The 25434-nt window shown below is 52.2% G+C and carries 20 protein-coding genes; 17 read left to right on the top strand and 3 right to left on the bottom strand.

What is annotated here, in order from left to right; all coding sequences use genetic code 11:
* Positions 1–52: 52 nt before the first annotated feature.
* The 9 genes from T458_RS46720 to T458_RS46680 all read left to right on the top strand — a co-directional run bounded on the left by T458_RS46720 (position 53) and on the right by T458_RS46680 (position 11591).
* Positions 53–1234 carry an ROK family protein gene (locus tag T458_RS46720; RefSeq protein ID WP_023557992.1) on the top strand — a complete coding sequence of 394 codons (1182 nt, stop codon included), beginning with the start codon at positions 53–55 and terminating at the stop codon, positions 1232–1234.
* A 55-nt stretch (positions 1235–1289) separates the two neighbouring features.
* Positions 1290–2396 (top strand): extracellular solute-binding protein, encoded by a 1107-nt coding sequence (locus T458_RS46715; RefSeq protein WP_084568045.1) that lies wholly within the window; start codon positions 1290–1292, stop codon positions 2394–2396.
* A 99-nt stretch (positions 2397–2495) separates the two neighbouring features.
* Positions 2496–3572: an ABC transporter ATP-binding protein gene (locus T458_RS46710; protein ID WP_023557990.1), complete on the top strand. Its 1077-nt coding sequence runs from the start codon at positions 2496–2498 to the stop codon at positions 3570–3572.
* Between the two features lie 12 nt (positions 3573–3584).
* Complete coding sequence (locus tag T458_RS46705) at positions 3585–5312, top strand: ABC transporter permease (RefSeq protein ID WP_023557989.1); 1728 nt, start codon at positions 3585–3587, stop codon at positions 5310–5312.
* Positions 5313–5425: 113 nt separating this feature from the next.
* Entirely contained in the window at positions 5426–7963 is a 2538-nt protein-coding gene (locus T458_RS46700) for a PIG-L family deacetylase (RefSeq protein WP_023557988.1), read from the top strand.
* A 126-nt stretch (positions 7964–8089) separates the two neighbouring features.
* The gene (argH, locus tag T458_RS46695; RefSeq protein WP_023557987.1) at positions 8090–9601 is read left to right on the top strand and encodes an argininosuccinate lyase; all 1512 of its coding nucleotides are present in this window, start codon (positions 8090–8092) and stop codon (positions 9599–9601) included.
* On the top strand, positions 9598–10572 hold the full coding sequence (locus tag T458_RS46690; RefSeq protein ID WP_023557986.1) for an N-acetylglucosamine kinase: 975 nt from the start codon (positions 9598–9600) through the stop codon (positions 10570–10572). Before argH ends, T458_RS46690 begins: the two co-directional genes overlap by 4 nt.
* A 28-nt stretch (positions 10573–10600) precedes the next feature.
* Complete coding sequence (locus T458_RS46685; protein WP_035316264.1) at positions 10601–11335, top strand: PIG-L deacetylase family protein; 735 nt, start codon at positions 10601–10603, stop codon at positions 11333–11335.
* Positions 11336–11348: 13 nt separating this feature from the next.
* Complete coding sequence (locus tag T458_RS46680) at positions 11349–11591, top strand: hypothetical protein (RefSeq protein ID WP_023557984.1); 243 nt, start codon at positions 11349–11351, stop codon at positions 11589–11591.
* A gap of 88 nt (positions 11592–11679) precedes the next feature.
* On the opposite strand, the gene T458_RS46675 is transcribed toward T458_RS46680, so the two are convergent.
* The gene (locus T458_RS46675; RefSeq protein WP_023557983.1) at positions 11680–11865 is read right to left on the bottom strand and encodes a hypothetical protein; all 186 of its coding nucleotides are present in this window, start codon (positions 11863–11865) and stop codon (positions 11680–11682) included.
* A 176-nt stretch (positions 11866–12041) separates the two neighbouring features.
* Here T458_RS46675 and T458_RS56120 point away from each other — a divergent pair, with 176 nt between their 5' ends.
* Positions 12042–13583 carry a glycoside hydrolase family protein gene (locus T458_RS56120; protein WP_051410091.1) on the top strand — a complete coding sequence of 514 codons (1542 nt, stop codon included), beginning with the start codon at positions 12042–12044 and terminating at the stop codon, positions 13581–13583.
* Positions 13584–13717: 134 nt separating this feature from the next.
* A complete protein-coding gene (locus tag T458_RS46670) occupies positions 13718–15433 on the top strand; it encodes an ABC transporter ATP-binding protein (RefSeq protein ID WP_023557982.1) in 1716 nt (571 codons plus the stop codon).
* Here the strand turns inward: T458_RS46670 and T458_RS46665 are convergent.
* Positions 15430–16368 carry a TIGR01777 family oxidoreductase gene (locus T458_RS46665; RefSeq protein ID WP_023557981.1) on the bottom strand — a complete coding sequence of 313 codons (939 nt, stop codon included), beginning with the start codon at positions 16366–16368 and terminating at the stop codon, positions 15430–15432. The two genes, T458_RS46670 and T458_RS46665, sit on opposite strands and share 4 nt — an antisense overlap.
* A gap of 150 nt (positions 16369–16518) precedes the next feature.
* Here T458_RS46665 and T458_RS46660 point away from each other — a divergent pair, with 150 nt between their 5' ends.
* Positions 16519–17235 (top strand): aspartate/glutamate racemase family protein, encoded by a 717-nt coding sequence (locus T458_RS46660; RefSeq protein ID WP_023557980.1) that lies wholly within the window; start codon positions 16519–16521, stop codon positions 17233–17235.
* A 93-nt stretch (positions 17236–17328) separates the two neighbouring features.
* On the opposite strand, the gene T458_RS46655 is transcribed toward T458_RS46660, so the two are convergent.
* Positions 17329–18195 (bottom strand): LysR family transcriptional regulator, encoded by an 867-nt coding sequence (locus T458_RS46655; protein WP_023557979.1) that lies wholly within the window; start codon positions 18193–18195, stop codon positions 17329–17331.
* 273 nt (positions 18196–18468) lie between these two features.
* Between T458_RS46655 and T458_RS46650 the strand changes: the two genes are divergently transcribed.
* The 5 genes from T458_RS46650 (at position 18469) to T458_RS46630 (ending at position 25190) form a co-directional block, all read left to right on the top strand.
* Positions 18469–19626 (top strand): 2-methylaconitate cis-trans isomerase PrpF family protein, encoded by a 1158-nt coding sequence (locus T458_RS46650; RefSeq protein WP_023557978.1) that lies wholly within the window; start codon positions 18469–18471, stop codon positions 19624–19626.
* A 176-nt stretch (positions 19627–19802) separates the two neighbouring features.
* Entirely contained in the window at positions 19803–20801 is a 999-nt protein-coding gene (locus T458_RS46645) for a tripartite tricarboxylate transporter substrate binding protein (protein ID WP_023557977.1), read from the top strand.
* Positions 20802–20881: 80 nt separating this feature from the next.
* Positions 20882–21364, top strand: coding sequence for a tripartite tricarboxylate transporter TctB family protein (locus tag T458_RS46640; RefSeq protein WP_023557976.1), 483 nt, complete (start codon positions 20882–20884; stop codon positions 21362–21364).
* A gap of 15 nt (positions 21365–21379) precedes the next feature.
* Positions 21380–22894, top strand: coding sequence for a tripartite tricarboxylate transporter permease (locus T458_RS46635; protein WP_023557975.1), 1515 nt, complete (start codon positions 21380–21382; stop codon positions 22892–22894).
* Positions 22895–23051: 157 nt separating this feature from the next.
* Entirely contained in the window at positions 23052–25190 is a 2139-nt protein-coding gene (locus T458_RS46630) for a methyl-accepting chemotaxis protein (protein WP_023557974.1), read from the top strand.
* Positions 25191–25434 lie beyond the last annotated feature (244 nt).

Here is a 25434-nt window from a genome sequence, read left to right as displayed (position 1 = left end):
GGATAACTTTGTTAGTAAGTTTAACTAACAGTTTGGTGGTGAAAGAACAGGCGTGCGAGTTCCTAGGAAGACCGGAAACAGCAAACTGGTGAAAAAGCTAAACAAAGAAGAGGTCCTGCAACAGGTGATCCAACACGGTCAAATATCCCGCGCCGACATTTCCAAACAGACGCAGCTCAGCCGTCCATGTGTCTCTGCCCTGGTCGACGAAATGATTCAGGAGGGACTTTTGCAGGAGGTAGGGATGGGCGACTCCAGAGGCGGAAGAAAGCCGATCCTGCTGGAGTACAATTACCAGGCGTACGCGATTGCAGGGGCGATTTTTGAAGGCTCTACGCTTGACATGACCATTGCCAACCTCAAGGGCGAGTTTATGGCGCGATGTCGCAAGCGGCTAGATCAGCCTGCCAACGGGGAGCGAGTCATCGAGGACCTTGTGGCCGGTCTGACGCGACTATTGGCCGACAGCGGCATGTCACATGACCAGTTGCTTGGGATGGGCGTAGGGTTGCAAGGCGTCACCCAGCGGGGCCAGGGCACCGTCAGCTTTTCACCGAGTACGGGCTGGATGGATTCGCCGATCCAGGAAGCCTTGGAAGCGCGATTGGGCGTTCCGGTGATCATTGACAACGACGTGAATCTGATGACGCTCGGCGAGTATGTGCGCGGGGTTGGAGTCGGACATTCGCATGTTGTCTACATGTACGTCGGTACTGGGATTGGCGCAGGCGTTATTTTAGACGGTCAATTCTATCGCGGCAGCAGAGAAGCGGCGGGGGAGATCGGCTTCATGATGATCGGTCCCGAGCAGCATCGCCGCAACGGTGCCTCCGGGGTATTTGAGACCCATTATTCTGTACCCGGTATCATGCAACAGGCCGAGGGAGTCCTCTCTGACCTTCAGGAAGGGTCGAGTGTCATAGAAGAGCTCATCCTACACGCCAGGGCAGGCAGCGTCCAAGCCCAAACCTTGCTTGACGACGTATACCGGCACTGGGCGTATGGAATGGCCAACATCGTCAGCATCTTGAATCCGGAGCTCTTAATCCTGAGTGGAGAGATGGTCCATATTGACGACGAAGGGGTGAAGAAGATTCAAGAATGGCTGACCGAGTGGGTGCCCAAGGTGCCTTGTCTGAAAAAGGCGACACTCGGTGAGCAAGCGGGCTTGATCGGTGCCGTGCATTCCGTTTTGGAAGCATTTCCATCGACAAGATTGCTGGACAAAGCGTGAAAAGCTGAAGGGGGAGTAAGCGTTGAGCAAAGCAAAAGGAAAGATGAAAAAATGGATGCAGGGTCTGTTCGCCAGTTCCCTGGCACTTGCCGTAGCGGCGTGCTCGGGCGGCGGACAGGAACAAAAGCCTGCCGAGAACAACACAGGCTCACAAGGCGGCGGACAGACTGCCGCGCAGCCAAGTGAACAGCCAGCACCGTCCAACGAGCCGGAAAGACTGGTTATCTACACCGGGCGGGACAAAAACATTTTCGAGGTGGTCCTGCCGCAATTTAACGAAAAATATCCGAATATCGAGGTCGAAACGCTGGAAATGGGTGCCCAGCAAATCCTGGAGCGCGTCCGTGCCGAGAAAGCGAACCCGCAGGCGGACTTCTGGTGGGGCGGCACACAGTCTGCTCTGAGCACGGCTGCCAATGAAGGGCTTCTGGAATCCTACAAGCCTACGTTTGCGGACCAGATTCCAGATCTCTACAAAGACAAGGAGTACCGCTGGATTGGCGAGATGCTTTTGCCAGAAGTCATCATGTACAACAAGGATGCTCTGAAAAAAGAAGAAGCGCCGCAGGATTGGGATGAACTGCTTGATCCGAAATACAAAGACAAGATCGTCATCCGCAACGTCCTTCCATCCGGAACCATGCGTACGATTTACTCCGCAATGATTTACCGTCAGGGACCTGACACGCCGGAGAAAGGCTATGAGTGGCTGCTCAAGCTGGATGCCAACACCAAAGAATACACGCAAGACCCGACGAATCTGTACCTTAAGCTTGACCGTCAGGAAGGCGTCATCTCCCTGTGGAACCTGCAGGACGTCCTCCTCCAGGGCCTGAAAAACAACCATCCATACGACTTTATCTATCCGAAGAGCGGTGCTCCTATCCTCGTTGATGGTATCGCCATCGTCAAAAACGCGCCAAACACCGAGGCTGCCAAAAAATTCATGGAATTTTTGATGAGTCCTGAGATCGCTTCCCAGTTGGCGAAAGAACGCTTCCAATTCCCGGCGCGCAGCGACATCAGCAAGGATCAGCTTCCGGAATTTATGCAAACGCTGGAGCTCAAGCCATTGGACATCGACTGGGATGTTATGGCGGAGAAGGAAAAAGAGTGGATGCAGTACTGGGATGAGAACATCAAGGGCAAAGGCAAGAAGTAAGAAGAAAAAAGACGAGCAGCAGGCGGGAAGGAACATTCCTTTCCGTCTCGTCGCTTGTCTGGCTGGCCATGACTTGCACGAAGGAGGAGACAGGATCGGATGAGCAGCGTAACACTGGATCATGTACATAAACGATTTGGCACGGCAAAAGGGGTCGAGGATGTCCACATTCACATCGAATCAGGCGAATTTTTCACGTTCCTTGGTCCGAGTGGCTGCGGAAAAACGACGACACTGCGGATGATCGCAGGGTTTTATTACCCGACAGAAGGCAGCATCCGCTTCGGCAGTCAGGAAGTGACGGCTGTGCCGCCACATAAGCGAAATACCGGGATGGTGTTTCAGAACTATGCGCTGTTTCCGCATATGACCGTTTTTGAAAACATCGCGTTTGGTTTGCAAGTGCGCAGGGTCGCCAAGGGAGAAGCTAAGGAACGCGTCGAGCGGATCATGGATCTGGTTCGGTTGACTGGTTATGGAGAGCGCCGGATCGATCAGCTCTCAGGCGGCCAGCAGCAACGGGTTGCTTTAGCCAGGGCGCTGGTCATCGAGCCGCAGATTCTGCTGTTGGATGAGCCGCTGTCCAATTTGGATGCCAAGCTGCGAGAAGAGACTCGATTTGAGATCAAGCGCCTGCAGTTGGAGCTGGGCATCACGACGATATACGTTACGCATGACCAGTCCGAAGCGATGTCCATGTCAGACCGCATCATGGTCATGCAGGGCGGAGAGGTGCAGCAGGTAGGCACACCGCATGAAATCTACCACTTCCCTGTCAATCGCTTTGTTGCGTCCTTCATCGGGGAGACCAATCTATGGAACGGTACCATTGTCGGCGTGGAAGGGGACGAAGTAAAGGTCCGTACGGCATCCGGCCAGGTTTTGACCGGATTGCGCCAAAATGCCTCGCCCAAAGCCCGGATCGCGGCTGGGGAGAGCGTCCTGATGTCCATTCGCCCGGAATCCATCCAGGAGAGTCTGGTGACAGAAGGGGAGAATGTCGTGACGGGATCGGTCGAGATGGCGGAGTTTACCGGCGCATGCGTCAACTATGTCACACGTGTCGGCGAAGAGTCTCTTCGCAGCATGTCGATCAATCTCGGGAGACCTATCAAACAGCGGGGAGAGACGATCCGTCTGCAGATCCCCAAAGAAAGCATTTACTTTACAGAGTAGGGAGGAGAAGCGATGAGCACGCAGATACAGCCGGCATCCGCACCAGCGAGACGAAGGTCGATCACCGCTTCACCCTATTTCGTCTATGTACTGGTTTCGCCGCTCTTTATCATTTTGCTTGCCTATGTCATCTACCCGCTGTACGAGACCTTTCTTGCCAGCGTCAACGTAGATGAAGAGATTACCTGGAAGAACTATATCCGCTTTTTCAGTCTGGAGCACACGGCCAATCTGGAGGCTCTGTGGACCAGCATCTACATATCGGTTTTAAGCGTCATCACCTGCGGCATCGTCGGAGTGACCATGGCGTTTTTGCTGGAGCGCTACGAGTTTCCCGGACGCAAGATTCTCTCCGTCCTGGCCTTGGTTCCGATGGCCTTGCCGCCTTTGATCGGGGTCTTGTCCTTTACGTTCCTCTACGGGGAGAGCGGGATCTTCCCCCGGGCGATCAAGGAGCTGTTCGGGCTGGCGCAGGTGCCGTTTTCGCTCAAAGGTTTTTGGGGCGTCGTGGTCGTCCATACTTTTACCATGTATACCTACTTTTTCATGACGGCGACCGCAGCGATCAAGGGACTTGACCCTTCGCTGGAAGAGGCCGCCGCCAATCTCGGAGCGAATCGCTTTACGGTTTGGAGACGTGTCATCCTGCCGATGCTGACGCCGGCGATGGTCGCCTCGTCGTTGCTCGTCTTCATGATTTCGATGGCGTCCTACACCGCGCCGCTCATCTTCGGCATCGACCGGACCATGACCATGCAGATCTACCTGTCCCGGACCAACGGGGATCTGGATATGGCAGCAGCGCAATCGACGATTCTCTCTGTAGTCTCCGTTGCGTTCCTGCTGCTGATGCGCTGGTATCAGGGAGCGCGCAACTACCAGAACCTGAGCAAGGGAGTCAGCGTGCACCGGACTGAGATCAAAAGCAAGACGGGCCGCACGCTCACCATGATCCTCTCCTTTATTGCGACGATCATTCTGATGCTGCCGATTCTCGTCCTTATCCTCATCTCGTTCTCTGTCGACGGGACCTGGACGGTGCAGATATTGCCTCCGCAGTACACGCTGGAGCATTATATCGATTTGTTTACAGACAGCAAGACATGGCGTCCGATCGCCAACAGCTTGCAGCTGTCCGCTGTCGCTTCGATCGGGATCGTGCTGTTTGGGGTAGCCGCCGCCTATGCGATGGTGCGCCTCAATTTCAAGGGCAAGACCTTGATGGATGTGCTGATCATGCTGCCATGGGCATTGCCCGGCACCGTCGTAGCTGTCAACCTGATCGCTGCCTTCAGCGAACCGACCGTATTCAGCTTCAATCAAGTGCTGATCGGGACGTTCTGGATCATACCGCTCGCCTACTTCGTCCGCCATCTGCCGCTGGTATTCCGCTCTACCTCGGCTACCTTGATGCAGATGGACCCATCCGTGGAGGAAGCGGCACGCAATCTCGGGGCCTCCTGGTGGTACAGCTTCCGCCGCGTGGTTTTCCCGATGGCATGGGGCGGAATTCTTGCTGGTACGCTGCTCGCTTTTGTCCAGTGTATCGGTGAGTTCGTCGCTTCCATCCTGATCTTTACACCGCGGACGATTCCCTTGTCCGTAGCGGTCTATCAACGCATGTACAATTTTGAATTCGGCACTGCCTGCGCCTATGGCGTACTGCAAATTGTCGTCATCATCGTAGTCTTGTTCCTCTCGCGCAAATTGACGGGCGACAAGGCAAGTGCGGCAATGTAACGAATGGCTTCATCCCCCTTTGCATCGGTCAATCCTCGGCGGCAGCCAAGAACCGCAACATACGTGCCGTGATTGAGATACATCCAATCTGAAAAGGGAATGGAGGAGAGTTCATGAGGAATGGGAAATTTGCCAAGCTGTGTTCGCTTGCGACAGCGGCGGCGCTCGCCGGGAGTCTGGTATGGCCGGCAGCACCGCAGACCGCGCATGCCGATCGCGGGGTCATGGATTTGTGGAAGGCGATCAAACCGCTGACCACCATCGCCAGTGCGATGAACACGGGAGCCCACCCCGACGACGAGCATAGCGCCATGCTGGCGTATTTGTCTCTGGGTCAGGGGGTAGACACGTACAGTGTCATCGCCAATCGCGGCGAAGGGGGACAAAACGAGATCGGCAGCGAGCTGGACAACGCATTGGGAATCATCCGCACACGGGAGCTGCAAGAGGCTTCCAAGGTCACAAATGTCCATCTGGAAATGCTGAGCCAAAAGATCAATGACCCGATTTACGACTTCGGCTTCTCCAAAAGCCCGGATGAAACCCTGGAAAAATGGGGAGAGCAGGAAGCGTATGAAAGGCTGATCCGCACGATCCGCACCTTGCGTCCTGATGTCGTCATTCCCGCATTCCTGAATGAACCTTCTACACACGGCCATCATCGCGCCATCAATGTCATAACAGTCAAAGCTTTTGCCGACGCTGCCAATCCCGATGTTTTCCCGCAGCATGCACGCGAGGGGATTGCTCCCTGGCAGGTGAAAAAGCTCTATGTGCCAGCCAAGGAGGACGCGTATTCCGTCCGGATTCCGGTCGGGGACTATGACGAGCTGTACGGCGCGTCCTACCTGCAATTGGGCGAAGAGTCCCGCTTTATGCACAAGAGCCAGGGCATGGGACGCCACTACGACGAGGGGGAGCGCTACAGCTACTACAAGCTGGAAGCAGCCGCGGCAGCACCCGTTGGCACGGGACAGGAATCCGGCTTTTTTGACGGAATCGCCTTCACGTTTGACGACCTCGCACGGGAAGTGACCACACAGCCAGGCTCGGGGCCGATCATTGCCGGCTTGAAAAAGCTGCAGAAGGACGCTGACAACGTGATTGCCGCCTATCCGCGTTTTGCGGATGTGGCCGTAGCTGTGCATGCTATGAAAGCTGATTTGCAGCAGACAATAGCAGATCTCCAAAATTCCAAGCTGAGCGATGCTGTGAAGCAGGACCTGCTGCATCGGCTTCAGGTCAAGGAAGGGCAGTTGAACAAAGCAAGTGCAGAAGCGCTGTCACTCGTCATCAAGGTAAGGGCGGAGACGAATGAACTGGTGGCAGGGCAGAAGACGAACATGAGTGTCACCGTCTACAATGGCGGACAGTCGCCAGTGAACGAGGTAGACGTCAAGCTGAATCTGCCAAAAGGCTGGCAGGCAAAAGCAAAAGGCGAAACGAGCTTCAAGACAGTGGGCTACAATCAGACGTCTACAGCGACATACGAGGTGACTGTTCCGGCCAATGCTGAACTCTTCCAGCCGTATGCTGCCAGCCTGGTCAGCGCGGACGTAACGTACACCTTTGCCAATTCTGCTGCGACCAGTCGAGTTGCTCCGGCGGAACCCGTAGCGGTCCTTCCTCCTTATGCCATGGAGCTTAGTCCAGGAGCTACGGTCCTGAATACGTTGAAACCAAAGGAATCGATTCCGGTCAAGGTCACCGTGCGCAATTATACGCCGGGTGCCGCGAAGACAAATATCTCGCTGCAGGTGCCCGCTGGCTGGAGCGTTGTACCGAATGCAGCGTCGCTTGATTTTGCTTCCAAGGGTGAGACACAGTCTGTCGCCTTTACGGTGACGGCGTCCGCATCAGTCAAGCCGGACACCTACACGGTTACTGCTGTTGCCCGAGGAAATGGCAAAGAGAGCCGTCACGGGGCGCAGGTCATCCGCTACCCGCATATCGGCACCACTTATTTCGTCAAGCCTGCGGAGTTGAAGATCCAGGCGTTTGATCTGCAAGTGCCGGAGGGCTTGAAGGTCGGCTACGTCTCCAGCGGTTTTGACAACATCGATCAGTATCTGCGGCAATTCGGCGTCGACGTGACCAATCTGTCTGCCAAAGACATTGAATCCGGCGACTTGAGTCAGTACGATACCATCGTCATGGGGATTCGCGCTTACGGCTTCCGTCCGGAACTGCTGGCAAGCAATGACCGCCTGCTCAAATACGTGGAAAACGGCGGCAATCTCGTCGTTCAATACCATAAGCCGGAGGACAAGTGGAAGCCGGAGCTTGCTCCTTATCCGATCAAGATCGGCACTCCGTTAATCCAATGGCGGGTGACGGACGAGAATTCTCCGGTGACCATGCTGGCGCCTGATCATCCCATTTTCAACATCCCGAACAAGATTACGGCAGAAGACTGGAATCATTGGGTCCAGGATCGCTCGGCCTACAATCCGGCTGAGTGGGGCAAGGACTACACGGAGCTGATCAGCAACGGCGATCCGGGAGAGAAGGAGTATACCGGAACCTTCCTGACAGCCAACTATGGAAAAGGAACCTATACCTACAGCTCGCTGGTCTGGTACCGCGAGATTCCCGCCCTGGTGCCGGGGGCGATCCGGATGTTTGTCAATATGGTAAGTCTGCACCAATAATATACCAACGATAGAATCCTGCTGGAACGGTACAGCAAAGCGAGTTCGGGAGTGGGAGGCGATCGAGCCGGATTGCCTTCCCCCGGCTTGCAAGCTGTCGACATGCAGGAGAGGAGATGCGAGAACATGGACTACAAAGCGCTCATTTTTGGGCAAGAGGGAACAGGCTTCCCGGGAAAAACCTACGTGGAAGCGGTGCTGGAGCCAGCCTTTAACGAAGCGAAAAACCATTTGCTTGACCCGATGATGGCGATCAACAAGGCGCATTTGATCATGCTGCGCGAACAGGAGCTGATCACGGACGATGAAGCGAAAAGAATCGCTCGGGCGCTGAACGGGCTTGATCTGGAGGAATTGCGCCGCAGTGCGTATACGGGGCAGTTTGAGGACTTGTTCTTTCAGGTAGAGAGCCGCCTTTTGGAGTTGGCCCCGGATGTGGCGGGTAACCTGCATCTGGCGAGAAGCCGCAATGACATGGGCATTACCATCTATCGCATGGTGCTGCGGGAGAAGCTCTTGGTAACCCTGGCCTCGGCCCTCTATCTGAAAGAACATTTGCTGTTGTTCGCAGAAGAACATGCCGAGACGATCATGATCGGCTATACTCACACACAGCAAGCCCAGCCGACAACCATGGCCCATTACATCCTGGCTGCAACTGATCTTTTGGGCCGTGACATCCAGCGGCTAAGACAAGCGTACCGGACGTGCAACCGCAACCCGATGGGGGCAGCCGCTCTGACGACATCCGGTTTTTCCATCAGCCGGAATCGGATGACTGAATTGCTGGGATTTGATGAATTGGTAGAAAATTCCTATGATGCAGTCTGCGGCGCCGATTACCTGGGGGAAGTGGCGACAGCCGTTCAACTAGCCGCCATCAATATGGGACGCGTTGTTCAGGACATGCTGCAGTGGTGTACACAGGAGTTCGGCGTGCTGAAGGTGGCGCCGCCCTATGTACAGATCAGTTCCATCATGCCGCAGAAGCGCAATCCGGTCTCGTTCGAGCATATGCGATCGCTGTTGTCCAGCAGTGCGGGCAATGCGACGACTGTATTGACGATGATGCACAATACGCCGTTTGGCGACATCGTCGATACCGAGGATGACATGCAGCCATACGCATGGCGCAGCATGTCCGTCCTGGAGCAGATGTACAGGCTGATGGCCTGCGTGGTCGGTACGATGGAGGTAAACAAGGACGGGCTTTTGGAGCGGGCTTACGGCAGCTTTGCTACTGTGACCGAATTGGCGGACACGCTGGTGCGCACAGATCGCCTTTCGTTCCGCAACTCCCATCACATTGTCAGCCGTGTGGTCAAGGAGGCCTCGCAGGCGGGGCTGGCCGCGAATCAAATCAGCCTCGAGCTGGTAAATCGGGCGGCGAAAGACCTCCTGGGCAAAGAATTGCTGATCACCGAAGAAGAACTGCGGCAAGCACTCGATCCTGTCCATTTTGTACGCATACGCAGCTTGCCGGGAGGCCCCAATCCAGATGAGAGCAGACGGGGAATTGCCGCGCGCAGGTCGAGCTTGCAGGAAGAGGCTGCTTGGCTGAATCAGTCGAGACAAAAGATCGCGGATGCCATGCAGCTGTTGGATCAGATCTCAGCCGAATGGAGCGTGGGGGGATGAGAGCGGTACGGATTCCTCTTCTCGCCGTCGATGGCGGGGGTACCAAATGCCTGGCTGTCCTGCTGGACGAATCCAGACGGGAGCTGGGGAGTGGCAGAGCCGGATCCTGCAATTATCAGGGGATCGGCGTGGAGGCGGCATCGCGGGAGTTGGCAGCGGCGATTCATCAGGCTTTGTCCCAGGTACAGGCAGCCGAAGCTGATTCACCGACCGTATGGGAAGTGGAATGTGCCGTGATGGGAATCGCCGGACTGGACACGGAATACGATCGCCAGGTGATTACGGGCATCGTCCGCGAGGTATTGGCCAATCTGTCCATCCGTGTCCGTCACTTGCTCGTAGAGAATGACGGATTTGCCGCCTTGCTGGGTGCGACTAGTGGCAAACCGGGCGTTCTGGTGATTGCAGGAACAGGCTCTATCGCCTATGGCGTCAACGAAGCCCAGGAGTCGGCTCGTGCAGGAGGCTGGGGTCATCGCGTCGGGGACGAAGGAAGCGGCTACTGGATCGGCAAACAGGCGATCACGGCAGTGCTGAAGGCCGCCGATGGCAGAGGGGAGCAAACGCTTCTTACGGATATGCTGCTTCCCCACGTAGGATTGCGGCAGGTGGATGAATTGTTCAATTGGACGTACGGACCGCATTATTCCATCGAAAAGGTCGGCGAGCTGTCTCCGCTTGTCAGTCAGGCGGCGGATTCCGGAGATGAGGTGGCCGCGGCTATCTTGCAGCGGGCCGCAGAGGAGCTGTACCTGGCTGCCAGGGCGGTGATCGAGCAGCTCGGGATGCGCGACAAATCCTTTCAAATGATTCTTCAAGGCGGTGTTCTGCAAAATGACGAACGTGTGCGCAACAGCGTCATGGAACAGGTGAGCCGCTATGCGCCAGGCGTCGTCTACGAGGGCGCACAAAACGATCCGATTTACGGTGTGATTGCCAAAGGCTGGGCATACCTGGATCGCCGATCATGACAGGTGAGAGGTGCTAAAGATGTCTGCTTTGAAAAAAGTAATGATGGTGTTTCCGCATCCTGACGATGAATCCTTTGCTTGCGGCGGAACGATCGCGTTATGCGGGGAGCGCGGGCAAAAGACCTGCCTGGTCTGCATCACGTCAGGCTGCAAGGGGCGTTCGGGGGCATATGATATTACCTGCCGCCAGAAGTTGGCGCGTCATCGTGAGCAGGAGCTGGCCGCCGCGGCCAAGGTGCTGGGGATTACCAGGCTGGAGATGCTGCGCTATCCGGATGGCACACTGGCGGAGGTTGATGAGGAAGAGCTGACGCAGAAGATCTTGGAGGTAATCCTCGACTGGAAGCCTGGCGTCGTCATTACTTTTCCCCCGGACGGTGTGACGGGCCACCCCGATCATATCGCCACCTGCCATGCAGTCACGCTGGCGGTGGAGCGGGCCGAGCAGGCTTTGGGCGCAGACGAACTGCCCGATCTCTACTACGTATCTATTCCCCATTATTACGATCATTGTCCGGATAAAGGGCCGAAGCCTGCTGTCCCGATCACGGGGAAGGTGGACATCACGCGTTTTCGCCAGCAAAAAGGGGAAGCGTTGCGCGCTCATCTCAGTCAGGAATATTCCGTCAACCGGGCCTATCCGGGTGTCATCGAGGGCGATTACAGCGTCATTGGGAGCTACGAGTATTACACGCTCGTCCGAACAGCAGGGCAGCCTGTCGTTCCCAAAAGGCCAGCCAGCATTCCAGTGATTGACTTTTAGGGAGGTCTTAGGGATGAACCTGTTTGATCGCCTTTTCTCTCCTTATAAATGTCTGGTCTACACGGCGATGGGGAGCGAAGCGTACTTTCGTGTAGCGTATCGTCTTGAGGGGGCGGGTGTATCGTTTCGTACCCGTACCCACAGCGATTGGGGCAGGCACAACCGTGAATTTTTTCCTCTCGAGGACCACGTCCAATACGACATCTACGTGAAACGGGAGGATGAGCACAAGGCACAGCAGGCTATTTTCTCCTAGACATACCGAGCCGCAAAGCGAAAAGAACGGCTGCCCAGCGTTAGTAGCGGGCAGCCGTTTGCATGCATGACAGCAAGTTCTGATCAGATTACCAATTCTTCACATCATTCACCCGATCCCGGGTATCCTGCAGCATCTGCTCCGCATACACCTGATCGTATTTCATGTGATGCGACGGTGGCCGTTTTTTGGAGCGGCGCGTGTACAGGTCGTAGATCATGCCGAAAAGCAGAATTCCGCCGATGACAAGAGCGAGGAATACCCACAAAGGCATCGCTTTCCCTCCTTCTACTCCTTTCCTTCAGAGTATCAAAAATGTAAGGTTTTGTTAATGGGGAGATAGTCGCGCCTCATCTCGCTAACAATTGGTGAAAGATGGTATAATGGATCATCTTTTCCGTTTTTGCAAAATACAGCTACGATTCTGACCGTTTTAGAGGAGAGAACTGCGTGAGAGGAAAGAAAAAGAGGTTTTATGAAAGGAAATGGTTGCGCATCACGATGATGGCGCTGCTGCTGGCTGTCCCTTTTCGGGAAGAGGCCAATCCCGTACTCGCCAATTCGACAGAGAGTGTACAGCAAGAATCGGCGTGGCGGCCCATATTTCCGCCATCTGTTACGGTTGTGGAAGATTTCACGACAACCCACGCTTATTCACCTTTTTCGGAAGTGAAAACCGCCTGGACGCTGTATCGGCAATCCACGAAAATCGGGTCGCTTTCGATTACAACATCCACACTGCCGAGCGGAACATTTTATTACTTTCTCCGCTACGAATCTCTGTCCAAAGGTGAGCCGGTTGTCGTGACCTTGCCCTTTTCACTGGAGGCCTTTTCTTATCGGACGATAGTCTATCCTGATCCAAAATCACTCCATTACCAGACTTCCACCTGGTCTGAACCACAAGAAGCGCAATTACATACGACGCTGCACAAGGAACCCGTTTTTGCCGACGATTCTTCACGCTCCTTGATTCTCGGGTATGTGGACGTCTACGAGAAGCAGCCGAATGAAGTCCGCAAAGAGCGCTATGACCTCGCAAAAGGGATCCATCTGACACCGGCGGGGATGGAGCTTGCCTTGTCACCAGTGCCTGGAACGATCTCGGAGGCATGGGGTTTTGTGGGGACGAAGCCGTTGATTTCGTGGTCTACACCAGAGATGGTCGATCTGCGAATGGGGGATTTTTATCGAGTCCGAAAGTGGACAAGGGAAGGATTGCTCCTGCCAACGCCTTCTACCTATTCTCCCAGCTCCCAGATAAGCTTTTGGCTGAATCCCTATAATGCAGTCGGGGAAAAGTTTTTGCGGACATCAGGAAGTGCGTTTTTCGAGGATTTTGCGCTCGTATCGCTCTATGCTCCCCTGTCATGGCAGAACAGCCACGGGTACTGGTTTACTTCTCCCAAATCGACGTGGCTGTCGAAGGAATACGGCATCGATCGGTATTTTTTTGATACGCGGTTTAACACCGATACCGCGATGTTTTTACTGAATGGCTACAAAAAGTACCAGGATCCGTTGCTGTTGGCCAGTGTGGAGAGATACGCCGAGTATTTCAGCAAGCATGCCATGACCAAGCATTTCGTAACGAAAAATGGAGGGTATCTGGTAGCAGACTACGCGCATGAAGCCAATCCGAAGACGAAAACCCATGTATCCTTGAATCATCAGCTCGCGGAAATGAACTTTCTCTATGAACTGTACAAAACGACCGCCAATGAAGAGTACCTTTCGTTGGCAGAAAAGCTGCGGCAGGGGGTTGTCGATACCGCGCCCGCGTGGGAAAACAAAAAAACAGGCGATCTGCACTATGCGTATTTGGTAAACGGAACATACGGACTCACGGACTACCCGCTGCTTACGCTGAAAGATTTGCGTTACAGCCAGCATTTGCTGGAGAGCATTTATGCGGCTCGCGAGCCTCAATTCGATCTGTTGATACAAGTGAAGGAAGCCTACTTGCGGAAGAATGGCATGCCGTTGTACTAACGGCTGCTTCGCGCCATAGCGGAATCTCTCGGGATGCGCGTGGAATGGGACCCGCAGACAAGCGAGGCAAACATCTTGAAAGCTGCAGCGCAAGAGTGAGGGCAGCTAGGAGCGAATAAGGGAGTGATGGCAACATGATGCGCCGTTTTTTTGCGTATTACAAGCCGTATAAGGGATTATTTTTGCTGGATTTCTGCTGTGCGATTATAGCGGGATTGCTGGAATTGGCCTTTCCGATCGCTGTTAGCACGTTTATCGATCAACTGCTGCCGGGGCAGGACTGGCCTCTGATCGTACTGGCTTGTCTTGGTTTGCTGGCGATCTACGCTTTCAATACCGCCTTGAATTACATCGTGACCTATTGGGGCCATATGCTGGGTGTCAATATCGAGACGGATATGCGGCGAAAGCTGTTCGCTCATATCCAGAAGCTCGACTTTCGTTTTTTTGACAACAACAAGACAGGCCATCTGATCGGACGGATGACGAATGACCTGAACGACATAGGCGAATTGGCGCACCATGGCCCGGAGGATGTGTTCATCGCGGTCATGACCTTGATCGGTTCGTTCTCGTTGATGGCGTATATCAATCTGGAGCTGGCTTTGCTGACGTTCATCATCGTCCCGGTCATGGGCTGGATGATCATCTTTTTCGGCGGCCGGATGACCAAAACCTACAGAAGACTGTTTGACAACATCGGGAACTTCAATGCGCGGATCGAGGACAACGTAGGGGGGATTCGCGTTGTGCAATCCTTTGCCAATGAAGCGCATGAAGCCAAGCTGTTCGCGACGGACAACCAGCAGTTCCGCCAAACCAAGCTGATGGCCTACAAGCTCATGGCAAAAAGCGCATCAGTAAGCTACATGATGATGCGGCTGATCACGGTATTTGTGATGATTTGCGGGGCCTGGTTTTTCATCCAGGGCAAGATTGAAATGGGAGAGTTCATGGCCTTCTTGCTGTTGTCCAACATCTTCTTCCGCCCGATTGAAAAAATCAACGCCGTGATCGAGAGCTATCCCAAGGGCATCGCTGGTTTCAAACGCTATCTGGAAATTATCGACACCAAGCCGGAAATCACGGATGCGCCGGACGCAATCGAGGTACCGGCAGTGAAGGGAAATATCGCGTATGAAGACGTCTCCTTCTGCTATGAGACAGGCAGGGAGATTTTACACGGCATCAATCTGAATATTCGTGCAGGCGAAACAGTCGCCTTTGTCGGTCCCTCTGGTGCAGGGAAGACTACACTGTGCAGCTTGTTGCCGCGCTTTTACGATGTGAGTGCGGGGCGCATTACCATCGATGGCATCGACATCCGCGATATAAAGCTGAGTTCGCTGCGCAAGCATATCGGCATCGTGCAGCAGGATGTGTTTCTGTTTTTCGGCACAATCCGGGAAAATATCGCGTACGGCAATCTGGATGCGACGGATGAGCAGATCTGGGAGGCGGCTAGACGGGCGTCCCTGGAAGAGATTATCCGCAGTCTTCCGGATGGCATGGATACAGTTATCGGCGAACGCGGGGTGAAGCTGTCCGGCGGTCAGAAACAGAGATTGTCCATCGCCCGCATGTTTTTGAAAAATCCGCCGATCCTCATCCTGGATGAAGCGACCTCCGCCTTGGATACCGAGACGGAGGCCCTGATTCAGCAATCGCTGGCTGAACTGTCGGTCGGACGTACGACGCTGGTCATCGCCCACCGGCTGACGACGATCAAAAACGCTGACCGCATTATCGTCGTCGACAAGGACGGCATCGCCGAAGAGGGCAAGCATCAAGAGCTGATCGCAGCAGGTGGGATCTACAGCCGATTGAATGAAGCGCAGTTCAGCAGCTAGTCCACGTGACTGGTGGCGCGGCTTTCTACCAAGATGTCGCGAAGTGCAGCCTCCAGATCGGTATGGGCAAAGGTAAAACCATGCTCCAAAAATCGTTTGGGCACGCAATATCTACCTCCCAAAGCCAACCCCGGATCGGTCCGCATGATCAAGTATGCGCCCAGCCAAACCATCGGGGTAGGGGTAGGCGGCGCCCAGCCTTTGTTCAAGACACGGCGCAGGGTTTGCATAAAAACTTTATTCGTCACGGGAGCAGGACCGGTCGCATTGTAAATGCCTTGCATGCGTTGGTCCTCGATGGATGCGAGAAACATCGCGTTCAGATCGTCGATATGCAGCCAACTGATGTACTGATTGCCCGAGCCCACCGTCCCGCCAAGGTGGTACGAGGCCAGCTTGGCGAGCGGTTCCAGGGCTCCGCCGTTTTTGCCCAAAGCAAATCCGATGCGCAACAGCACTTTACGGGTATGGGGCAGCTCGCGGGAGAAGAAGGCATGCTCCCATTGCTCGCACACGTCGACCGAGAATCCGGTCCCATGCGGCGCTTGCTCATCGCATTCTTCCCGGGTATCGCCGAAAATAGCTAGTGAGCCTGCCTGGATGAAAGCCTGTGGAGGGTGGGAGCATTGCAGGACAGCATCCGTCAACACGCGGACGGAATCAATGCGGGAGCGGATGATTTCCTCTCTGTTTTTCTTCGTGTAAATGCAGTTGACGCTTTTTCCGGTAAAGTTGACGATTGCCGTGGAACCGTCTATCTCACGGCTCCAATCGCCCATGCTGGCTCCGTCCCAATGCACGTAACGGATTTGGTTTTTTACCTGTTCCCCTCCTCTGGTCAAAATCACGACATCATAGTCTCTTTGGATGAGTGCAGATGCCAATGCATTTCCCAAGAACCCGGAGCCCCCGGCCAGAACAACCTTTTTTCTCATGATTTCCCCTCTTTTCTGATCTGAGCAAATGTTTGCTACAGGATGGTCTAGGCCAATCGAATCGTGGTTGTCATCATGATTCATTCTACTGGATAATACAGGAAATAATAAGAGGGAACCAGTTTAGGTAAATAGTCAGGAGGAGAATCAATGAAAACAATCGGTATGATCGGCGGCATGAGTTGGGAATCTTCACAAATGTACTATCAGTTCATCAATCGCGAGGTTAGGGACAGATTGGGCGGGCTTCACTCGGCGAAGTGCATTCTATACTCAGTCGACTTTGCGGAGATTGAAGTCTTGCAAAAAGAAGGCAGATGGGAAGAAGCAGGAGAGCGGATGGCCCAGGCGGCCAGCAGTCTGGAAGCAGCTGGGGCGGACTTGATCGTATTATGCACCAATACCATGCATAAGCTGGCTTCGCATATTGAGAATGCTACCACTTTGCCTTTTTTACATATTGGCGACGCGACAGCAGTGGCGATCCGAACAAGAGGGCTGCAACGAGTCGGCTTGCTTGCTACCCGCTTTACCATGGAGCAGGATTTTTACGCGGGCAGAATGAGGGATATGCATGGGCTGGATGTACTGGTGCCAAATGAGGAAGACAGACAGGTTGTACACGAGATCATCTACAATGAACTTTGCGTCGGGGAAGTTCGGGAAGAATCGAAGCGGCGCTATATCGAGATCATCGAACGATTGGTCGAAGCAGGAGCGCAGGCGATCATTCTCGGATGCACCGAGATCGGCTTGCTGATTTCACAGGAGGATTGCAGGGTTCCGGTGTTTGATACTGCTTTGCTGCATGCCCGAGCGGCAGTGGAGGCTGCGCTCGAGGAAGGAGATGCGATATCTGGCAGGTAGAAATCGAGTATAAGATAACAGCGGTTCCTGGTCGAGAGAGACTGGGAACCGCTGTTTTTTTGTCCTTCACGATATTGACCGTAAGCATGCATGCTATTTGTTCTGATAGGAGCTTTCCAAGAAATTGACAAAAGCTTGGATAAGCGAAATTTCCAAGGACTCGTTGCGAAAAATCATCCATGTGCGGCGGATGATCGGCAGACCGTCGCTCGTTGTGCAACGAGCGACGTACAGGTCTTCGTTTTCATCGAGCAAAATGCTTGGCAGTATGGCATAGCCCAAGCCATTCAGCACCATCTCTTTACAGGTTTCCATTTTGTCTACTTCCATATTGATCGAGGCAGGTTCCGAATAGCGTTCTTGCCACCAATCGTCGATCAATTTTTTCAGCGAAGTGTCGGTGTTGTAATAAATGCGCGGCTTTTTTGGCAATTCGTCTATGTCGATTTCTTCCTTGGATACAATGCATAGGCCTTCTTCCATAATCAGTTTTCGCTGGAATGGCGAGTTGTAATCTCCGCGAATGATGCCGATGTGAACCTTTTGTTTATAGACGGAGTTGATTACTTCTTCACTCCACCCGGATGTCACGTTATATTCCACATCCGGATACAAATTATGAAAATTTTTAAGGATGGCGGGAAGCTTGTAACGGGCAAAAATGCTGGAAACACCGAGCCGCAGCGTCCCCTGCACCTTGCTGTCCATATTTTGCAGATGCTCCTTTGTTCTGCGCAGCTGCAACATCATCTCTTGCGCATACTTCACCAGATGCTCCCCTTGGGGGGTGAAGGTAACGCCCCTTCTTCCGCGATGGACAATTTTGATTCCAAACTCTTGCTCCAATTGCTGAATGCGATAGGTCAAGGCCGGTTGCGACATGCGTAACTTGTCGGCTGTTTTGGTTATATTTTTCTCCTCAAAAAGAATATGAAGGATTTGCCAGTCGCGATCAATCAAAAATTTCAACTCCTTTGCAATAGAAAAATTATATGTTCTTTTCGTTTTATGAAAGAAAAAAATTATTTTAAATTGTACTATATAAATTAAATTATCACTATTCCTAATTTACCCTCTAGGGAAACGATTAAAACACTCAGGTCCTTAGACATCAAAAAAATTGATTTAATTCTATAAAAAAATAGTATTTTTTTTATTTCTGTGATTTGACTACAATTACGATGAAGTTATGAATATATTCCTACTTTTTCATGAAAGGAGTAGAATACAGAAATGTACGTTTATGGACAGAACTACCGTGTACCCAGTACATTAATGCGCGGCGGTACCAGTAAAGGCTTGATTTTACGTACTGTCGATCTGCCGAAAGACCCGGCCTTGAGAGATCAAGTGATTTTGAGAATATTCGGAAGCCCCGGAAATAATCAAATAGATGGAGTTGGCGGCGGTACTCCTTTGACCAGCAAACTGGCTCTGGTGGGACCAGCGACGCAGGCAGATGCGCACATTAACTACACGTTTGGCCAGGTAAGTCTGGAAAAAAAGGTGATCGACTACAAGGTTACCTGTGGCAACATGGCGACCGCCGTTGGTTTGTACGCAGCCGAAGAAGGCTACGTAGAGCTGCAAGAGCCGATCACTCCGGTTCGAATCTACAATACGAACATTAACAAGATTATTGAGGTTGAAATCCCGGTACTTGACGGACAAATCCAGTACGAGGGGGACTTTTCTATCGCCGGAGTCTCTGGCACCGCTTCCCGTATCATGGTAAACTTTCTGGATTCTGGCGGTACCTTTACCGGAAACATTCTGCCTACCGGAAATCCTGTGGATACCGTAAAGCTCGACGACGGCAGAGAATTCGCCGTTACGATTATCGACGCTGCCAATATTCTTGTGTTTGTCAAGGCGGAGGATGTCGGGGCAACCGGAACGGAGCTTTCTAGTTCCGTAAACGGGAATAAGGCGCTGCTGGATACGTTGGAGAAGATTCGCGTCAAGGCAGGTGTGCTGATTGGGATTATTACAGATGAAAGCCAAGTAACCCCGACTACACACGCACTGCCGAAAATCGCGATGATTGCTCCCCCCCAGGAATATGAAAACGAGAATGGGATAAAGGTCGAAAAGGCGGACACGGATATGATTTGCCGCTACATTTCCATGGGGACATTACATAGAGCCCTCGCTGTAAGCGGCGCGATTGCCCTTGGAGCGGCTTCCAATATTGATGGAACATTGCCGAATCAAGTTGTTGCGATGAAAAAATCGCAATTGCGGATCGGGCATCCAAGCGGAACGCTGTATGTTGAAGTGCAGGTAGACAAGAAAGAGTCGGAGTGGAAGGCGAACCGCGCCGCCATTGGCCGCACGGCAAGAAGATTGATGGAAGGCTACACATTGGTACCTACATCCGTCCTCTCGTAAGCGAGCAACGGATGCTTCATAACAGAATGGCATAGGGACATCAAGTTGCCAGATTGCAGTGGAGTGGCTAGTAATGGCGCTCCCCTGCAAGAATGACAACGATATGTTTTCTGCCTTTTGTAAGCGATTTCTAAAATATTTCACAAAATTTCACAGTATAAACAGGAGGTACCAACATGAAAAGAAAAGCAGTTGTATTTGCTGCATTGGCTTTGACACTGGCATTAGGAGTCGTTGGCTGTGGCCAACAGTCGACAGGTTCCGGTGAGTCGGCAATCGATTACCCGAAGCAGCCGATCGAAATGGTCGTTCCATTCGGTGAAGGAAGCGCCAGCGACACATTCGCCCGCAAGTTCGCCGAGATGTTGAGCAAGGAAACAGGTCAGCCAGTCCAGCCGGTCAATAAAGACGGCAGCGGCGGATTGGTCGGGATGATGCACGCCTATCAGCAAAAAAATGACGGCTACACCATTTTGGAAATCACCCCATCGCACGTCATCGCAGATGTCCTGGGCAAATCGAAAAACGTAAAATTGATGGAAAACTTCGATCCGCTGATCCGTGTTCAGAGCGATATTTATGTCTTGTCCGTTCCGAGCGGCAGCAGCATTGCCGATTTTGATGATTTGCTCAAACAAGGGAAGGAAAAAGAAATTTCCTTTGCCGGTGTAAGCCCTGGCGGTTTGGATGATCTTACGCTGAATGCAATCGCTGATGCGGCAGGCATCAAAATTAAATTCATTCCGTACAAGTCCGGTTCTGAGGTGAAAGCTGCTGTGCTGGGTGGCGAGGTTGACGTCTATCTCGACAAGATGATTTCAGCCATCAGCTTTATCAAGGATGGCAAAGTGAAGCCAATCGTCGTGCTTAATGACGAGCGCATCACCAAAATCGATGAAATGAAGGATGTCCCTACTACTGTGGAAAAAGGCGTAAATGTCACGATTGGTTCATGGCGCGGTTTTGCTGTCAAAAAAGATACGCCTGAAGAAGTGAGGCAATATTTGGTCGATAAAATGAAGGCTGTATACGAGACGGAAGAATACAAGCAATTTGCTGAGCAGAACTTGGCCGATCTCGTAGAAGGCTACCAGGATCCGGAACAGTTCCGCAAAGAGTGGCAAGATCAATACGAGATTTTCGATAAAATCTCAACGCAAATTGGCCTCAAGTAAACCGTTTAAAATTACAAAAACGATGGAATGCAAAAAAATTCGGGCAGCAGATCGACCGCTGCCTGAATGGAGGTGACATCATGGGTGATATTATTTTTCACGTACTGCTTCTCGTAGTGTTGGGTGTATTTTTCAAAGAGTCTTTGCTGATTGATATGGAACGTACGACTGATCCGATAGGTCCTGCTGGCTTTCCACAAGGAATCATGATCATCACGATCGTGTTAACGGTCATCTCCCTCTTTCAGACGATCCGGAAGCGAAAAGCGGAGCCCGCTGCCGATACGCCACATAAACCCAATGAATTAACGAAGGAGTTTATCGGTTTGCTCGCCAGCATCATTCTGTTTGTTTTGCTGGTCGATACGCTCGGGTTTATCGTCGCATTTATTCTGTTTACGTTCGGCTTGCTCTTGCTTCTAGGCGAGCGAAAATACGGCAAGATGGCCGGCATATCGGTGGCTGTTTCATTCGGGTTCGCGCTGCTGTTCGGCAACTTGCTCAGCGTACCGTTGCCAAGAGGTGTCGAGATCCTAAAACTGCTTAGTTACTATCTCTATTAAAGGGGGGGATTGCACATGGACTTCAATCTGTTACTTGACGGGCTGTTGACTACACTGTCGCCCGGCAACCTGGTGCTTGTCTTTCTCGGGATGCTGTTGGGTGTTCTGTTCGGCTCATTACCCGGCATCAGTTCCTCGATGGCCATTGTTCTGATGCTTCCATTTACCTATTATATGGGAGTCATTCCTTCTATTATATTGCTGGTGGCGATTTATGCAGGGGCAGCATACGGCGGATCGATTACAGCGATTTTGTTCAATACGCCGGGTACGCCGGAAGCGGTGGCTACGACTTTTGACGGTTACCCGATGACAAAGCAAGGGAAAGCAGGACGAGCTTTGGGGTTGGCGATCAGCGCCTCAGCATTCGGCGGTATCTTCTCCGTATTTGTGATGCTTTTTCTGTCCCCTCCTCTCTCTGAAGTAGCCTTGAAAATTCAAAGTGCGGAATATTTCGCGCTCGCGCTGTTGGGAATTACAGTCATCTCCGCAGTCGGCACAAAGAATGTAACGAAAGCGGTCATCTCAGGTATGCTTGGGATCACCATCGCCATGATTGGAATTGACCCGATTTCTGCTGCAGAACGTTTTACATTCGACCATATTGAGCTGATGAACGGAATCGAGTTTATTCCGATCATGATCGGCGCCTTTGCTTTGGGCGAAGTGCTGAATCAGATCACCGAGCGGTCGGAAGCGCAAAATTTCTCAACATCAGAAAAAATCAAGCTGGAAGGCTACAAGCTGAAAGATATATTGAAGTACAAATGGGTTGCGTTAAAAGCATCTGCGATCGGGACAGCGATCGGGATTTTGCCTGGAACAGGCGGATCCATCGCCTCCATCGTCAGTTATGGCGAAGCGTTGCGCTCCAGCAAAAACAAGGAAAAATTCGGCCACGGAGCGGAAGAAGGGGTTGTCGCGCCGGAATCGGCGAACAATGCTGCGGCTGGAGGAGCGATGATCCCCACTTTGGTCCTGGGTATTCCCGGAAGCCCTACGACCGCTGTCATTCTCGCTGCGCTGACCTTGCAAGGATTGCAGCCTGGACCGCAGTTGATGTCCGAGCAACCATTGCTGCTCTACTGCATTTTCTTTTCCATGCTGATCGCCAGCATCGTTACATTTATCGGCGGACGTATAGGTGTAAAGAGCTTCAGCTTATTGCTTAATCTCCCTTATTCCACCCTGGCCATGTTCATCATCGGACTGTCCATCATCGGGTCGTACGCCGTTTCCAACAGTATGTTTAACGTCTGGGTCATGCTGGCTTTCGGCGTCATCGGATACTATATGAAAAAGTATCACTTCTCCCCAGCTTCATTGGTATTGGGACTAGTTTTGGGCAAATTGATGGAAGAAACGTTCCGCAGACAGCTGCTCATTACGAACGGCGACTACATGTCGTTTATTACAAAACCGATATCGGCTACCATTCTTTTGCTGGCAGTCCTGGCGATTTTTTACCCGTTGCTGGCAAAATACTTCTCCCGGAAAAAGGAAAAGTCCGACCAGTCCATTTCACAATAATCAAGCTACATGATGAGGGTGCTTTTGGAAGCATCCTCTCCATTCATTTCCATTACAAAATTTTCATAAAAAGTATGTTTGTAACATAAATTCCCGGGTAAATAAACATTGTATAAATTAATGTATAATATTTTTAGAAAGGAACAGAGGTGCTCCCATGAATTTGTTTACCCGTTTTCTTACCGCGTTACTGGCCATTACGCTGATGATTGTAGGCGGTATTGCCGGAACCAATTATTATTACACGCAACAGCTCGTAATGGAGGATCATACCACGTTGCTCAACTACTCCCTGCAAAATGCGGAGGAGAAGATTGACACCTGGGTGAAGGAACGGCAGGTTTCATTGGCACAGGTTGCTTCCCTTCCAAACATAAATAAGATTCCGTTTCCACAGACAGCAGATGAACCGTTAGCTCCGGAAATCGAGTATTGGATTCAGGTTAGCAAAGGGCTGGCGGAAGCAAATCCGAATACAACGACAGCGCTCTTGCGCAATGACGGGAAGGCCATTATCAATCCATCCAGAGGATTTCGCTTTCAGGACTTGTCTGGCCGCGATTATTTCTACAAGGCGATTGAAGAACAAAAATCGATTATCGGCTCGCCATTTGTCTCAACGGGAGACGGGAAAGTAAAGCTGCCTTTCTCCACTCCTGTATATGACGAGAACAAAAACTTGTCAGGCGTCGTCCAGCAGGCCGTATTCCTCGATGCGATTACCGAGTTTATCAGTACGTTCAAAATCGGTACGTCAGGCAGAGCGTACCTCGTAGACGAACAAGGGAATCTGCTTGCCGGTTCTACAGATTTGCTGAGCAGCGAGTGGTATCAAGCACAGTTGCAAGCAAAGCTGGCTCCTCTGGAAGAGGAGTTGAACAAGGCGAAACAGGGCGGCGATCCCAAGCAAATCGAAGCAGCGGAAAATGCCCTTAAGGAAGTGGAGCTTTTCCCGCAGTTATCGATGATGCATTCCCCGCCTGTAGCGGAAGCGGTTCAGACAAAAGCCAAAGGTTTGATCATGGAACCGTATCAAAGCTATAACCAAGCGGACAGTATCTCAGCATATGCCTATCTTGAAGAGTTGGGCTGGGGATTGATCGTGGAAGAAGATTACAGCGACATTTTGGCTACGATCAATAAAAGCCGCAATACAACCCTTGTTACTGCGCTGCTCAGCCTAGCTGCCGCAGTCGTGCTCAGCATCCTTTTGGCCCGTTCGCTGATCAAACCGATTCGCACCATCGTGGCGGCGCTCGATCAAACGTCCAAAGGAGATCTGACTTACGAAGTCCAATTAAAGCGGGCGGATGAACTGGGGACGTTGAGCAATGCTTACGGTATCATGACGGGCAGCTTGCGGCAGATGGTCAACCAATTGAAGGTGTCCAGCCAATCGTTGCAGCAATTTTCCAGCTCGCTCAGACAGTCAACTTCCATTACCAGCAGTGCCATGAATGAAGTGGCGGCGACAATTGTGGAAATTTCAAAGGGCTCCGAAGAAACGAGCAGCAATATGGATCAAATTACAAACGGCATCAACGATCTGAACAACTTGACGGAAGAGATCCATCGTTTTACGGAACAGACCAGATCGGCATCTCTGGTCATGATGGAAGCATCGCAGGAAGGAAAAGGAGCGGTAGCCGAAGCCTCCGAAAAGATGAATACCGTTCAGGGGTTCATGAATCAAAGTATGGATTCGATGAACGAGCTCCATATTCAATCCGAAAAAATCGGCGAGATATCAAACATGATTTCCACGATTTCCAGCCAGACCAATCTTCTCGCGCTGAATGCGGCGATCGAAGCGGCAAGAGCGGGGGAAGCAGGGCGAGGATTTGCCGTGGTCGCGGATGAGATCCGCAAATTAGCGGAACAGACTGCTCATTCGACAGAAGAGATCGGAGGAATTATCGGCAACATCCAGTCACAAATCAACCAATTTGTGTACACATCGCAGGAAGGACAAGCGATTATTGCCGAGGGAGTCGATATTGTCGGTAAAACGGGAGAAATTCTCGAAGAATTCGTAGAGCGAGTGAAAGATACCGTTGGTTCAATTGACAGCATTAAACAGCGGATGGATGATCAAACGCAATTGTCCAGAAAGATGGTTGATTCCGTCCTGGAAGTAACGGCACTCTCGGAAGAAACATCGGCCGGCTCCCAACAGGTCCGTGCGACAGCGGAGACGACGCTTCTGGATATGGACAGACTGGCGCAGTCGGTGACCGAGCTGGATCAGATGATCAACGATTTTGACGAAATGGTAAAACGCTTCAAAGTCGAATAAGGAATCCAAGAAAATAAGTACTAGACTGGAAACAGCGGCGACCTAAGACTGAAATAAAGTCTTAGAATCGCCGCTGTTTTATCAGATCCACCCTGAGAATCCCACAAAAGAAGTGGAGGGGAACAGAAAAAGTCGGTCGAGGAAAAAGGGGAAAACCAGCGAATGGCTTTTGGGATCTTGACCAAGCTGGAACGGAAAAGGCGGAACACGGTTTCAGCGGCCAGCGCGCCCAGCAAGCCGTTAA

The sequence above is a fragment of the Brevibacillus panacihumi W25 genome, from assembly GCF_000503775.1.
GTDB classification, from domain to species: Bacteria; Bacillota; Bacilli; order Brevibacillales; family Brevibacillaceae; genus Brevibacillus; species Brevibacillus panacihumi_A.
This window is presented reverse-complemented; position numbering and strand designations above follow the sequence as displayed.

Coding starts and splice junctions, on each gene's coding strand:
- T458_RS46715 (WP_084568045.1), top strand. CDS start 1,290: ATGCAGGGTCTGTTCGCCAGTTCCCTGGCACTTGCCGTAGCGGCGTGC.
- T458_RS46710 (WP_023557990.1), top strand. CDS start 2,496: ATGAGCAGCGTAACACTGGATCATGTACATAAACGATTTGGCACGGCA.
- T458_RS46705 (WP_023557989.1), top strand. CDS start 3,585: ATGAGCACGCAGATACAGCCGGCATCCGCACCAGCGAGACGAAGGTCG.
- T458_RS46700 (WP_023557988.1), top strand. CDS start 5,426: ATGAGGAATGGGAAATTTGCCAAGCTGTGTTCGCTTGCGACAGCGGCG.
- argH (WP_023557987.1), top strand. CDS start 8,090: ATGGACTACAAAGCGCTCATTTTTGGGCAAGAGGGAACAGGCTTCCCG.
- T458_RS46690 (WP_023557986.1), top strand. CDS start 9,598: ATGAGAGCGGTACGGATTCCTCTTCTCGCCGTCGATGGCGGGGGTACC.
- T458_RS46680 (WP_023557984.1), top strand. CDS start 11,349: ATGAACCTGTTTGATCGCCTTTTCTCTCCTTATAAATGTCTGGTCTAC.
- T458_RS46675 (WP_023557983.1), bottom strand. CDS start 11,865: ATGCCTTTGTGGGTATTCCTCGCTCTTGTCATCGGCGGAATTCTGCTT.
- T458_RS46670 (WP_023557982.1), top strand. CDS start 13,718: ATGATGCGCCGTTTTTTTGCGTATTACAAGCCGTATAAGGGATTATTT.
- T458_RS46665 (WP_023557981.1), bottom strand. CDS start 16,368: ATGAGAAAAAAGGTTGTTCTGGCCGGGGGCTCCGGGTTCTTGGGAAAT.
- T458_RS46660 (WP_023557980.1), top strand. CDS start 16,519: ATGAAAACAATCGGTATGATCGGCGGCATGAGTTGGGAATCTTCACAA.
- T458_RS46650 (WP_023557978.1), top strand. CDS start 18,469: ATGTACGTTTATGGACAGAACTACCGTGTACCCAGTACATTAATGCGC.
- T458_RS46645 (WP_023557977.1), top strand. CDS start 19,803: ATGAAAAGAAAAGCAGTTGTATTTGCTGCATTGGCTTTGACACTGGCA.
- T458_RS46640 (WP_023557976.1), top strand. CDS start 20,882: ATGGGTGATATTATTTTTCACGTACTGCTTCTCGTAGTGTTGGGTGTA.
- T458_RS46635 (WP_023557975.1), top strand. CDS start 21,380: ATGGACTTCAATCTGTTACTTGACGGGCTGTTGACTACACTGTCGCCC.
- T458_RS46630 (WP_023557974.1), top strand. CDS start 23,052: ATGAATTTGTTTACCCGTTTTCTTACCGCGTTACTGGCCATTACGCTG.